At 65.8% G+C, this 12,730-nt stretch carries 9 protein-coding genes; 6 read left to right on the top strand and 3 right to left on the bottom strand.

Annotation, left to right across the window (positions count from 1 at the left end; genetic code table 11):
* Nucleotides 1-6 precede the first annotated feature (6 nt).
* Together QX135_RS29595 and QX135_RS29600 are read right to left on the bottom strand one after the other, a co-directional pair.
* A complete protein-coding gene (locus QX135_RS29595) occupies nucleotides 7-1,641 on the bottom strand; it encodes a glycosyltransferase family 39 protein (RefSeq protein WP_315740765.1) in 1,635 nt (544 codons plus the stop codon).
* A gap of 266 nt (nucleotides 1,642-1,907) precedes the next feature.
* Nucleotides 1,908-2,582 carry a Crp/Fnr family transcriptional regulator gene (locus QX135_RS29600; protein ID WP_315740764.1) on the bottom strand — a complete coding sequence of 225 codons (675 nt, stop codon included), beginning with the start codon at nucleotides 2,580-2,582 and terminating at the stop codon, nucleotides 1,908-1,910.
* A gap of 212 nt (nucleotides 2,583-2,794) precedes the next feature.
* On the opposite strand from QX135_RS29600, the gene QX135_RS29605 reads away from it, so the two are divergent.
* Both QX135_RS29605 and QX135_RS29610 read left to right on the top strand, forming a co-directional pair.
* Complete coding sequence (locus QX135_RS29605) at nucleotides 2,795-4,873, top strand: AsmA family protein (protein WP_316178958.1); 2,079 nt, start codon at nucleotides 2,795-2,797, stop codon at nucleotides 4,871-4,873.
* Nucleotides 4,874-5,133: 260 nt separating this feature from the next.
* Entirely contained in the window at nucleotides 5,134-7,587 is a 2,454-nt protein-coding gene (locus QX135_RS29610) for an adenylate/guanylate cyclase domain-containing protein (protein WP_316178960.1), read from the top strand.
* A gap of 134 nt (nucleotides 7,588-7,721) precedes the next feature.
* On the opposite strand, the gene QX135_RS29615 is transcribed toward QX135_RS29610, so the two are convergent.
* Entirely contained in the window at nucleotides 7,722-8,279 is a 558-nt protein-coding gene (locus QX135_RS29615; protein WP_316178962.1) for a MarR family winged helix-turn-helix transcriptional regulator, read from the bottom strand.
* Between the two features lie 150 nt (nucleotides 8,280-8,429).
* Here QX135_RS29615 and QX135_RS29620 point away from each other — a divergent pair, with 150 nt between their 5' ends.
* From QX135_RS29620 to hmgA, 4 genes are read left to right on the top strand one after another with little or no spacing between them, the layout of a single operon-like run.
* Nucleotides 8,430-10,064, top strand: a complete 1,635-nt coding sequence (locus QX135_RS29620; protein WP_316162480.1) for an FAD-dependent oxidoreductase — start codon at nucleotides 8,430-8,432, stop codon at nucleotides 10,062-10,064.
* 12 nt (nucleotides 10,065-10,076) lie between these two features.
* Nucleotides 10,077-10,310, top strand: a complete 234-nt coding sequence (locus tag QX135_RS29625; protein ID WP_315811972.1) for a DUF2783 domain-containing protein — start codon at nucleotides 10,077-10,079, stop codon at nucleotides 10,308-10,310.
* A gap of 27 nt (nucleotides 10,311-10,337) precedes the next feature.
* Nucleotides 10,338-11,294 (top strand): MBL fold metallo-hydrolase, encoded by a 957-nt coding sequence (locus QX135_RS29630; RefSeq protein ID WP_315811973.1) that lies wholly within the window; start codon nucleotides 10,338-10,340, stop codon nucleotides 11,292-11,294.
* Complete coding sequence (gene hmgA, locus QX135_RS29635) at nucleotides 11,294-12,640, top strand: homogentisate 1,2-dioxygenase (protein ID WP_315811974.1); 1,347 nt, start codon at nucleotides 11,294-11,296, stop codon at nucleotides 12,638-12,640. Before QX135_RS29630 ends, hmgA begins: the two co-directional genes overlap by 1 nt.
* The last annotated feature ends 90 nt before the right edge of the window (nucleotides 12,641-12,730 follow it).

The raw sequence follows: 12,730 nt of genomic DNA on the forward strand, positions 1-12,730 counted from the left end.
GCTGTTTCAGTTCGCGGTCGAGGGCATGCGGCGGCGTGCGCTGAGATCGTGGGCCTCGCTCGGCGTGCTCTCGAGCGGCGCGGCGGTCTCAGGCGGAACGATCAGGGCAACGAAGCCCTGGCTCGCGCCCTCCAGGCCGAACAGCTTGGTCCGGAGCGTGAAGTCGGCCCGCACCGAACGTCGCGCCTGCGCCGCCGCAGCTTGCATGCCCGAGATGCAGGAGATGTCGGAGTCGTAGCACAGCGCCGCCCAGCCCTGCGCGGTCAGCACTTTGGACGGAGGCTGCAGCTCGTGCGGGTGCACCAGCGCCATTTCATAGCGCGGATGGTCGGGACTGTAGAACGCGGCGGCAAAAGCAAGGCCGTCGTCGCCGCCGACAGCGGGAAGGACGCCGTTCGACGCCGTCCGCCACAGGCGGTCGAGCTCGGTCACGGCCGGCTCATAGAAGTTGCGGCCCTCGTTCAACGGAACGTAGTTCCGGTACAATGCATGGAGGGGCGCCACGACGGTGGCCGCGAATGCCGCGATCGCGATCGTCGCCGCGGCGAGATTGATCGTGATGTCGCGGGGAGCGTGATAGCTCGCGCCGCACACGATCACGATGACGAACAGGAAGACGCCCTGCAGGCCCCACAGCGGCGGCATGTCGGTGCCGAACACGACCGAGACCAGTGTGGGGAACACAACGGTCCCGATGCTGATTGTCGCCAGCAGCCGGAGCCCGGGTTCGAGGCTGAGCGCATCGTTCAGCAGGCGGGTGGGGCGAGGCCGCGTCATGGCGAGCCATATGAGGCCGGGGATACCGGCGATGCCGGCCATCGCCAACAGGAAGCCGCTGCCCTCGACCAGGGCGGCCGCGGCGGTCTTGCCGACGTGATGCTCGATCGCATGCGAGAACGGCTGGGCGCCGGTCGTGGCGAGCCAATAGATGTGAGGTGCGAGCGCGGCCAGGCCGGACAGCGCCGCGATCCAGGGCGCGGACGAGGTGAAATAGGCGCGACGCTCGCCGTGACACAACGCTGCGACCGCGAAGCCCGCGATCAGGAAGACCGCGTAGTACTTGCCGAGCATGGCGAGCGCCGCGGTCAGGCCGGCCGCGATGGCCCAGCCGACGTGACGCGTCTCGAACGAGCGCAGGAAGCACCACGTCGCCAGCGGCCAGCTCGACAGCAGCACGGCGTTGGCGTTGAAGCGCTGCGCATGCAGTTGATAGACCGGCAGCAGCATGAGCAGCAGCAGTACGACCAGACGTTTGTCACCGCGCGCGAAACGCCGGGTGATGAGGTCGACGGCCCAGAGGCCGACCGCCGCGTTGGTCAGCGCCAGCAGGTTGAACGACCAGTTGGTCAGCGGAAACACGGTGGTCCAGGCCCGCGCGGCCCAGCCCATCAGCGGCGGATGCTTGGTCGAGCCCCAGTCGAAGCTGCGTCCGAGCGACCAGGTTTCGATCACGTCCTGGTGGAGATCGCCTCCCAGATAGGCGATCGAGAAATACACCATCCAGACCGCGACGAACCCGACGATCAAGGCCGGAACGGCCCAACCATCCTCCACGGCGTCGATCCAGACCGCGAGAGCTTTGCGCCAACGGCCAACCGAACCACTGGCCTCGATCGCGATCGCCGGCAACGCAAGACTCATGACTTTACTTCCAACCACGCTCGCCTGGCGCGCAAAGCTCCACCCGCGCGCAGCCGCGCGCGAGCAAATGGAACTCTCCGCCGCCGGATTGAACCCTGTTAGAATTGTTAAAAAGAGTTCATGTCGCAAATTGTGAGGCGTGGTGGCCCAATTGCGATCATGTTTGGCCGATGCCGATACCAAACGATGCACGACGGGCGGTTCCCGCCATGGACCGGACCCGCAATCGACAAATTCGCGGTGAACGAAGCTGGGCGCCCGGCTTGCTACTCGTTGCGTGCGATCGTGTTCAGCTTCGTCAGGTCATGCAGCAGGATGCGGCCGCGTTGCAGATCTAGGATCTTGTCCTTGCGCCAGGCCTGCAACTGGCGGTTCACGCTTTCACGCGCCGCGCCGACGAAGACGCCGAGCTGTTCCTGCGAGATATGAACCTCGGAGCCGAAATCCTCCGCCAGCGCGCACAGCCGGCGTGCCAGCCGGACCGGCAGCGGCTGCAGCACCGATTCCTCCATTCGCTCGCTCTGCCAGCGGATGCGCTGGCACAGCAGCTGAATGATCCTGATCGCCACTTTGGGCTCGCGTTCTAGGAAGCTGAGGAAATCCTCGCGGCGAAGCACGAACAGCTCGGACGCTTCACCGGCCGTGGCGTCCGCCGTGCGCTCCTGCCCGTCGAGCACGGCGACCTCGCCGAACAGATCGCCGGGCCCCATGAAGTTGAGGGTCAGCCGGCTGCCGTCGGTGGCGCCGGTCTCGATGCGAATTTGGCCGCGCCGCACCCCGAACAGGGCATTGCCGGGGTCGCCCTTCTGGAACAGCACCTCGCCCGACGACAGGTGCTGAGTGTGACAGAGGCTCGAGATTCGCTGCAGCTCGTCCGCGCCGAGGTCGGCGAACATCGGGTTCATCTTCAGAATGACCGCAAATTCGGCCTGCTTGCTCATCACTATACCTTCGGCAGTGGTTCAGAGCCCGAGTTACAGAATCCGCCCGGGCGGAAGTGTGTCATAAGTCACATAATGGCGCACGCGCTCACGACTATGTTGGTCGCTCTCGGAGCGGTCTTCGTTCCGAGAAAAGTTCGGATTGAACCGGGTCGGCGTTGCCGCACGCTAACCCGTGGAGACCGCTCGCGCCTTGCGCTTGGGACATCGACATGAAGGCATTGAAGATCGCAGGCGGTTTGATTGGCGCCGTCATCGTCGTGCTCGCTCTGGCGCTCGCTTTTGGACTTCCGGCGAGCTTCCTCACGGTCGCCATCCAGGACCGCGTCGAGCGTGACACCGGCTATCGCCTGAGCATCGCCGGCTCGGCAAGCGTCAGCCTGTGGCCGTCGCTGCATGCGACCCTGACGGACATCACCCTGCAGGATCCGAAGGAGCGGGACGGCAACAATCGGCTGACGATCGGCACGCTGCAGGCCGACGTGGCGCTGTCGAGCCTGTGGTCCGGCCGGCCCGACATCGGCGAGATCATCATCGACAAGCCCACACTCTATCTGCCGCTGCTGCGCGAACGGCTGCGGGACAACGCGCCGCGCAGCCGTGCCTCGGCGAAGTCGGAAGCGGTGCCTGCGGTCCGGATCGAACGGGTCACCGTCAGGGACGGCGCTGTCATCCTCTCCAACCCGCGCGACCGCGTCGAGAATCGGCTCGAGGGCATCGGCGCGACGGCGTCTCTGTCCGACGGCAAGGTCAAGATCACGGGCGTGGCCCGTGCCGGCGACCGCCCGGTGACGTTCGACGTCTCAGCGGCGGCGCCTGCGCTGCCAATTGACCGCCAGACGCTGCCAGTCGACTTCAAGATCGACATGGCCAATGCATTACGCGGAGTCCTTGCTGGCCGCGCCGACGTTCGGCTGAATGGCCCGGTGGTGTTGATCAACGGCCTCAGCGGTACGCTTGGCGATGGCGATTTCAACGGCTGGGCCTCGGTCGATCTCGCGAGCAAGCCGCTGGTGAAGGTCGATCTCGACGTTCGCCGGCTCGACTTGGGAGCGCCTGCGGGGCAGGGGTCCGCCGGCGTGTCGGGATGGAGCACGACGGCAATCGACTTGCGCGGTCTCAACTACGTCGATGCGCGCGTGAAGCTGTCGGCGACGGATGTCGTTCTCTCCGGGGCTCGCCTCGGTCCGCTCGATCTCGAAGCCTCGCTGGCCGGTGGCCTGCTGAAGGCGACCGTCGCCAATCTCGGCGCCTATGACGGGCAGGCCAGCGGCGAGGTCGTGATCGACGCCTCCACGGGCAATCCGGCCTATGCGATGCACTGCGATCTCGTCGGCATCCGCGCGCTGCCGCTGCTCTCGAGCGTCGCCGGATTCGACAAGCTCGATGCGCGGATGCAGGGCAAGCTGGCCTTCCGTTCCAGTGGTGCCAGCCAGCAGGCTCTCATGAGCAACCTGAGCGGCTCGGCGTTCCTGCTGTTCCAGGACGGCGCCATCCGCGGCATCAACGTCGCGCAGATGATCCGCTCATTGACGGCCAATCCGCTGTCGGGATGGCAGGATTCGAAGGAGCTGACGACCGATCTCACGCAGCTCTCGGCCTCGTTCCAGGTCGAGCGCGGGCAGGCCGCCACCAGCGACCTCAACCTGGTCGGACCGCTGGTCAAGGTCACCGGTGCGGGGACGATCGATCTGGGCAATCGGGCGCTGGCGATGCGCGTCGAGCCGAAGCTCGTGATGACGACCGAGGGGCAGGGCCGCGCCTCGGAGCCGGTTGGTCTCGGGATTCCCATCGTCATCGACGGCCCCTGGAGTCAGCCGCGCTTCTACCCCGACATGGCCGGCATCCTCGACAATCCGGATGCTGCCTACGCCAGGCTCAAGCAGATGGGCCAGGGCCTGTTCGGCAAGGACGGAGCCGGGCTGAACAATCTGATCAACGGCATCGGCGGCCTCATCGGAAATTCCGCGCCCAATGCCGGCTCGAACGGCGCGCCATCGGCGGCGGCTCCGAACGCGCAGGCCCCGGCGGCCGGCCAATCCGACCTGCTCGGCGGCGATCTCGGATCGGCGATCGGCAATCTGATTCAGCAAGGGCTGCAGCAGGGCGCGCAGCCGCAGGCCAAGGGCCGCGGCCGTACGCTGGTTGCGCCCCAGGGCGGCGCTGTTTCTCGCCCTCCGGGCGACGCCGGCCAGGGCGCGGCGGAGGCCGCTCCCGCCGAGCCCTTGCAGGACGGTGTGCAGGACAGCCAGCCGATGAACGATGTACTGAAGCGAATCTTCAGCAGGTAATATAGAACCACGGATAACCGAAGCCGCAGGGATCTCCTCCGAGCGGTGGAGGGGTTCAAGGCCAACCGCGCAAACAACGGCCGGTGCGGGTGCGCGCACTGCACGCGCGGCTCTGCATGCCATTCTGTGCTAAACGGGTGCCGGCGACGGAGCGTCTCGCACCCGAGCGGTCCCGCCTCCAGAGTGTTGCTGCCGGGAGGACGGCAGCGGACGCGCTTGTCCGAGGCTGACCTCGGCGATGACGCGCGTGAGGGGTCCGGATGAAAGAGGTCGAGGATAGAGGCTGGTCGTTGCGGCAGGGCCTGTTCGCCAAATATGTCGTGTCGCTGGTCGGGCTCGTCGTGTTCGTCCTGGCCGTGAATGGCGCGACCGAAACCTGGATCAGCTATCAGTCCACCAAGGCGAGCCTGACCGCCGCCATGGCCGAAAAGGCCGACGCCAGCGCCCGGCGGATCGATCAGGCGCTCTCGGATCTGCAGCGACAGATCAGCTGGGTGACGCGGGCGAGCGCCAATACGCTGGAGCTCCGCCGCGCCGACTACCTGCAACTGCTGAGTCAGGCGCCGGCTGTGCGGCAGCTCTATCAGCTCGACGGTCAGGGCCGGGAACAGCTCCGGGTGTCGCGCACCTCGATCGCGTTCTCCTCGGGCAACGATCTGTCGCGCGACCTGCGCTTCACCGACACGGTCACGCACGGCAGCAATTTCTCCGCTGTGACCTTCAAGGGTGCGCAGCCGATGATGTCGATCTCGGTCGCGCATTCCGGCTTCAATGCCGGTGTGACCGTGGCCGACATCGACCTCGACTTTCTCGAAGACTTCATGACCGAGGCGCAGATCGGCAAGGTCGGCACCGCCTACGTGGTGGATCCGCGCGGCCAGGTGTTGGCGAACTCGGCGAGGGGGCCGGCGGTCGGTCAGGACCTCTCCAAGCTGCCGCAGGTCGCGGCGGTGCTCACGCCGGATGGCCAGCCGCTGGCCTCCGGTACGGACAGCGCCGGCCACGCCGTGCTCTCGGCGGTCGCGACGCTCCCCAAGCTCGGCTGGTCCGTGTTCTTCGAACAGTCTACCGCGCACGCATTGGCGCCGATCCGCGATCAGCTGTTGCGCGGTGCGCTGTTGATCGCGCTCGGTCTTGCCGTTGCGATCCTCGCGGGCTCGCTGCTGGCGCGACGCATGCTCGTCCCGATCACCGCGTTGCGCGCCGGCGCGCGCAAGCTCGGCGCCGGCGATTTCGCCCAGCGCATCGAGGTGAAGACGCATGACGAGCTGGAGGAGCTCGCCGATCAGTTCAACAGCATGGCCGGCCAGCTCGCGCAGTCCTATGCCGTGCTGGAAGCCAAGGTCGAGGAACGCACGCGCGATCTGGCCCAGTCGATCAATGAGCTGAAGGTGCTCGAGGAGGTTGGCCGCGCGGTGGCCTCTTCGCTCGATCTCAATGCGGTGCTGCCGACGGTGGCGGCCCGGGCGCTGGAGATCACCAAGACCGACGCCGTGCTGATCTATTCCTATGAGGCCGCCGAACGCCGCTTCAGGCTGGTGGAGGCCAAGGGTGTCGACCGGGACGGCCCGCACAATGTGCTCGACGAGCGGACGAGCCTGCTCTCCGACTCCGTGCGCAGCGGCGAGCCGATCGCGATCGCCGAGCTCGAAAACGCGCCCGATCACCCGCTGCGCGACGTCGCGGTCGCCGCCGGCTTTCACGCCGTGCTGTTCACGCCGCTGGTCGATCAGCAGGGCGTGCTCGGCGCGCTCGTGGTGCTCCGGCGGTCGGCCGGCACGTTCCCGCCGAACCTGATCGGACTGATGCGAACGTTTGCCAACCAGGCCGTGCTGGCGATGCGCAACGCACGACTGTTCACCGAGGTCGATCAGAAGGGCCGCGAGCTCGCGCTGACCCACGCGACGGTGCAGCAGCAGGCCGAAAAGCTCACCGAGCAGACCGAGCAGCTGCGCGAATGGAACAAGTCGCTCGAGGAGCGGGTCGAGAAGCAACTGGCGGAGATCGAGCGGATCAGACGGCTGGAGCGCTTCCTGGCGCCGCAGGTCGCGCAGATCATCGCGTCGTCGGACGGCCATGATGCGCTGCTGGAAAGCCACCGCCGCGAGGTCACGGTGGTGTTCTGCGATCTGCGCGGCTTCACCGCGTTTACCGAGACGACCGAGCCCGAAGAGGCGATGAACGTGCTGCGTGAATATCACGCCGCGCTCGGCAAGCTCATCTTCAAATATGAGGGCACGCTCGATCGCTATGCCGGCGACGGCGTGATGATCCTGTTCAACGCGCCGATCCCGTTCGAGGACCACACCACGCGCGCGGTGAAGATGGCGCTCGAAATGCGCGACGAGATCGGCCAATTGACGGAGCGCTGGAAAAATCGCGGCCACAGCCTGGGGTTCGGCGTCGGCATCGCACTGGGATATGCGACGCTCGGCCAGGTCGGCTTCGAGCACCGGCTCGAATACGCCGCGATCGGCAGCGTCACCAATCTCGCCTCGCGGCTATGCGACGAGGCCAAGGCAGGACAAGTGATCGTGTCGCGCCGGGTGTTCGGCGTGGTCGAACAGTCGGTCGATGCCAGGCCGATCGACGACCTGCATCTCAAGGGCTTCAATCACCCGGTGCTGGCGATGGAGATCCTGCGCTGGCGTGGGGAGGGCGCCGACGTGATCGAAGTCGAGGAGCGGCGGCGATCGTCGGCGACTAACAAGTAGGGCGGGCAAAGGCGCGCGGCGCCTTGCTCGTCGTCGACGGCAGTCTCGCGCGCCCCCGTGCCCATCGCTGTCGTTTGACGAAGGATGTGGGCACCGGTCGCCTTCGGCGCTTTGCCCACCCGACGAAGCGCGGCTCAATAGGCCTGCTTCGCATCGGCCTCCTCGCTGGTCTGGATCAGGTCCAGGCTCTCCTCGATCTTGCCGATCAGGCGGTCGAACGTCTTGCGCTCGTCGGCCGACAGGCATGCCATGATTTCGCGCTCGCGCTGCTGCAAACGCGGGATCAGCTCCTCGTAAAGCGTCTTGCCCTTACGTGTCAGGCGCAGACGGAACTCGCGGCGATCCTCGGCGTTCTCGACGCGCTCGATCAGCCGCCGCTCCAGCAACGACGTCACGGCCCGGCTGATGGTCGATTTGTGCGTGCGGGTGCACGCTGCGACATATTGCGCGCTGCAGGCCTCGCGGCGGAAGCCGAGCGTCGCCAGCACGCGCCATTCCGGAATGTCGAGCCCATAGCGCTCCCGATATTCGATGGCGAGCGCCGCGCTGACCTCGGCGGCCAGACGGTTGAGCCGGAATGGTGCGAACTTGAACAGGTCGAGCCGCTCGTCTTCCAGCGGCACTGCCGCATTTCGGTCATCCTCGACCGGCTTCGCCTGCCGCCTGGACGCCGCGGTGGATGGCTTCGCCAAGATCGCGCTCCGATTTTTGAGTTGACGCGGCCGAAGCCGTCGGCTTTAGAATAGTTGCAGGTGAGACTATCTGGCAAGACGGCCAGATGCCTCGCCCGAGGAAATGTCGGTCGCTTCGAAAGTCCAAGAAAACCACAAGGCGAGCAAGCCATGGTGCAGGCCAATCCGGGGCAGGGCGCGAGCCAGGCGAAGGTTCAGTTCGGCTATCATCGGCACGAAGACCAGGATCAGGCCACGCCGGCCGCGCATCCGGTCGTCGTCGTGGGTGCGGGTCCCGTCGGGCTGTCGTTCGCGATCGATCTTGCGCAGCGCGGCCATGCCGTCGTGGTGCTCGATGATGCCGACCGGATCGGCGAGGGCTCGCGCGCGATCTGCTTCTCCAAGCGCTCGCTGGAATATTGGGATCGCCTCGGCGTGGGCGACCGGATGGTCGACAAGGGCGTGGTGTGGAACGTCGGCCGCATCTTCCACGGTCCGTCCGAGCTCTATCAGTTCAATCTGCTGCCGGAGCCCGGGCACAAGCGGCCGGCCTTCATCAACCTGCAGCAGTTCTACGCCGAGGCCTATCTGGTCGATCGCGTCAACGCGCTGCCGGAGATCTCGCTGCGCTGGCGCAACAAGGTGACGGCGCTGGAGCAGCGCAACGATCATGTCGTGCTGACGATCGAGACGCCGGATGGCGCCTATCGGCTCTCGGCGCAATACGTGATCGCCTGCGATGGCGCGCGCTCCTCGCTGCGCCAGATGGTCGGCGCGGGTTTTTCCGGCAAGGTGTTCGAGGATCAGTTCCTGATCGCCGACGTCAGGATGACGGCTGAATTCCCCACCGAGCGCTGGTTCTGGTTCGATCCGCCGTTCCATGCCGGGCGCTCGGCGCTGTTGCACCGGCAGCCGGACAATGTCTGGCGCATCGACCTGCAGCTCAGTCGGTATGCCGATCCCAACGTCGAGAAGCAGCCGGAGAATGTGCGGCCACGGATCGCGCGCATGCTCGGCCATGATCAGTTCGAATTCGAATGGATCTCGCTCTACAAATTCCAGTGCCGGCGCATGGAACGCTTCATTCATGGTCGCGTCGTTTTCGCCGGCGATTCCGCCCATCAGGTCTCGCCGTTCGGCGCGCGCGGTGCCAATTCGGGGCTGGAGGATGCCGAGAACCTGGCCTGGAAGCTCGATCGCGTGCTGCGCGGTACCTCGCCCGCGGCGCTGCTCGAAACCTATCATCTGGAGCGAAGCGCAGCGGCTGACGAAAACATTCGCGAGTCCACGCGGGCGACGGATTTCATGGCGCCGAATTCGCACCAGGAGGCGCGGCTGCGCAAGGTGGTGCTCGCGCTCGCCAGGGACACCGAATTCGGCAAGCGCATGGTCAATGGCGGCCGGCTGTCGGTTCCCTCGGTCTACCAGACGCCACTGTCGACCGAAGACGACGAGGCTTGGCACAGTGGCCCTTGTCCGGGAACATCGATGCCGGATGCGCCGCTCGAGACGGCAGACGGACGGCACCTTCATCTCACCGATGCATTCAATGCTCAGGGCCGGCGTTTCACCCTGCTGTCCTTTGCCAATGGCGAGGCGATCGATGTGCCCGACGATGTCGGTGTCGTCAGCATCGGCGGTCCGAATGGACTTGCCGATGGCGAGGGTTTCGCGGGCAAGCGTTACGGGGCCGAACCCGGCACATCCTATCTGCTGCGTCCGGACGGCTATGTCGCGGCGCGCTTCCGGCACCCGCGCCGGGCCGCGATCGCGGCGGCGGTCGCACGCGCCTCCGGCCTGAGCTGAGGAGCCGCAACGATGACACTCTCGACCGCTTCCAATTTCGCCAAGCCCGACGATGCCTTTCGCGCCATCGTCGAAGCCCATCGGGGCCTCTCGGACCTCGAAAGCGCCGACCTCGATGCGGCATTGGTCCTGATCCTCGCCAATCACATCGGTGACATCGGTGTGCTGCGCGAGGCGGTCACGCTGGCGAAACGCAGCATGGCTGATACCGGTCAACAGCAACAACAACAGCAGCAGCAGCAATAGCCTGCTGCGCAGACAGGGAATGAACTGATGGCGAAGGGTTTCGCATCCACCACCGATCTCGCCGAGAAGAAAATCACTTTCTCCGAGATCGGCCCGGATCTCTATGCATTCACTGCAGAGGGCGATCCGAATTCGGCGGTCATCGTCGGCGACGACGGCTGCATCGTGTTCGATGCCCAGGCGACGCCGGCGATGGCGAACAAGGTGATCGAGCGGGTCAGGACCGTGACCGACAAGCCGATCAAATATGTCGTGCTGTCGCACTACCACGCGGTGCGCGTGCTCGGCGCCTCGGCCTATCACGCGCAGGGCATTGTTGCGTCGCAGGAGACACGCCGGCTGATCGTGGAGCGGGGACAGCAGGACTGGGACTCCGAATACGGCCGCTTCCCGCGCCTGTTCCAGGATGCCGAGAGCATTCCTGGCCTGACCTGGCCGACGCTCACCTTCGAAGGCGAGATGACGATCCATCTCGGCAAGCGCGAGGTGCAACTGATCCAGCTCGGTGCGGGCCATACGTCCGGTGACATCGTCGCCTGGGTGCCGGACGCCGAGGTGATGTTCTCCGGCGATCTCATCGAATATCACTCGGCCTGTTATTGCGGCGACGCCTATTTGCGCGAATGGCCGTCGACCCTGAACGAGATCCGCGACTTCAATCCCAAGGCGATCGCGCCCGGCCGCGGCGACGCGCTGAAGGGCGAGACCACGGTGCGCGAGGCGATCGCGATGACGCGCGACTTCGTCTCGTCGCTGTATGGCGCGGCCGAGATGTCGGTCGCCAGGGGGCGCAGCCTCAAGGAGTCCATGGCCGCCACGCGCGAAGTGATGGATCCGAAATTCTCGAGCTTCGCCATCTACGAGCACTGCCTGCCGTTCAACGTGTCGCGCGCCTATGACGAAGCCAGCGGCATCGACGATCCCGTGATCTGGACCGCCGAGCGCGACCGCGAGATGTGGGCCCGCCTGCAAGGAGAAGGATGATGAACATCAACACATCGCCTGACCGGTTGCACCGCGCATCGGGACAGGTCACGCCGGGCTACATGTCCGGCTTCGGCAATTCGTTCGAGACCGAGGCGCTGCCGGGCGCGCTTCCGATCGGCCGCAACTCGCCGCAGCGCTGCGCCTACGGGCTCTATGCCGAGCAGCTGTCTGGCTCGCCGTTCACCGCGCCGCGCGGCTCCAACGAGCGCTCCTGGCTGTACCGCATCCGGCCCTCGGTGAAGCACTCCGGCCGATTCGCCAAGGTCGATGCCGGGTTGTGGCGCACCGCGCCGTGTCACGAGCAGGAGATCACGGTGCAGCAGCTGCGCTGGGATCCGACGCCGCTTCCGGCAGGCGATGTGACGTTTCTGCAGGGTGTGCAGACCATGACCACGGCCGGCGATGCCACGACCCAGGCCGGCATGGCGGCGCATGTCTACGTCATCACCAAGTCGATGGTCGACCAGCACTTCTACGATGCCGACGGCGAGCTGATGTTCGTGCTGCAGCAGGGCCGTTTGCTGTTCGTCACCGAGTTCGGCCGCATCGACGCCGAGCCTGGCGAGATCGTCGTGATCCCGCGCGGCGTCAAGTTCCGGGTGGAGATTCCGGCGGGACCGGCACGTGGCTATCTCTGCGAGAATTATGGCGGCGCCTTCACCTTGCCGGAGCGCGGCCCGATCGGCGCGAATTGTCTTGCCAATGCGCGCGACTTCCTGACCCCGGTGGCCTCGTATGAGGACAAGGATACGCCGACCGAACTCTACGTGAAATGGGGCGGCGCGCTGTTCAAGACCGAGCTCAGGCACTCGCCGATCGACGTCGTTGCCTGGCACGGCAACTACGCGCCGTATAAATATGACCTGCGCACCTTCTCGCCGGTCGGCGCCATCGGCTTCGATCATCCCGATCCGTCGATCTTTACCGTGCTGACCTCGCCGTCGGAAACCGCCGGCACGGCCAACATCGATTTCGTGATCTTCCCCGAGCGCTGGATGGTGGCCGACAACACTTTCCGTCCGCCGTGGTATCACATGAACATCATGTCGGAGTTCATGGGTCTGATCTACGGCGTCTACGACGCCAAGCCGCAGGGCTTCGTGCCTGGTGGCATGAGCCTGCACAATTGCATGCTGCCGCACGGTCCGGATCGCGAGGCGTTCGATCACGCCAGCAATGGCGAGTTGAAGCCGGTCAAGCTCACGGGCACGATGGCCTTCATGTTCGAGACGCGCTTCCCGCAGCGGATCACCAAGCACGCCGCGGAGTCCGGCACCATGCAGAGCGACTACGCCGATTGCTGGAACGGACTGGAGAAGCGTTTCGATCCGAACAGGCCTTGAACTGTGAGAATGCCGTCATGCCCGGGCTTGACCCGGCCATCCACGACATTCTCTGTGCGGTGAGAGATGGATGCCCGGGTCAAGCCCGGG

The sequence above is a fragment of the Bradyrhizobium sp. SZCCHNR1098 genome (assembly GCF_032489375.1).
Lineage (GTDB): Bacteria > Pseudomonadota > Alphaproteobacteria > Rhizobiales > Xanthobacteraceae > Bradyrhizobium.

Excerpts from the sequence above, each read along its gene's own strand:
- QX135_RS29625 (WP_315811972.1), top strand. The coding sequence starts at position 10,077 with ATGACACTCTCGACCGCTTCCAATTTCGCCAAGCCCGACGATGCCTTT.
- hmgA (WP_315811974.1), top strand. The coding sequence starts at position 11,294 with ATGAACATCAACACATCGCCTGACCGGTTGCACCGCGCATCGGGACAG.
- QX135_RS29620 (WP_316162480.1), top strand. The coding sequence starts at position 8,430 with ATGGTGCAGGCCAATCCGGGGCAGGGCGCGAGCCAGGCGAAGGTTCAG.
- QX135_RS29630 (WP_315811973.1), top strand. The coding sequence starts at position 10,338 with ATGGCGAAGGGTTTCGCATCCACCACCGATCTCGCCGAGAAGAAAATC.
- QX135_RS29595 (WP_315740765.1), bottom strand. The coding sequence starts at position 1,641 with ATGAGTCTTGCGTTGCCGGCGATCGCGATCGAGGCCAGTGGTTCGGTT.
- QX135_RS29610 (WP_316178960.1), top strand. The coding sequence starts at position 5,134 with ATGAAAGAGGTCGAGGATAGAGGCTGGTCGTTGCGGCAGGGCCTGTTC.
- QX135_RS29600 (WP_315740764.1), bottom strand. The coding sequence starts at position 2,582 with ATGAGCAAGCAGGCCGAATTTGCGGTCATTCTGAAGATGAACCCGATG.
- QX135_RS29605 (WP_316178958.1), top strand. The coding sequence starts at position 2,795 with ATGAAGGCATTGAAGATCGCAGGCGGTTTGATTGGCGCCGTCATCGTC.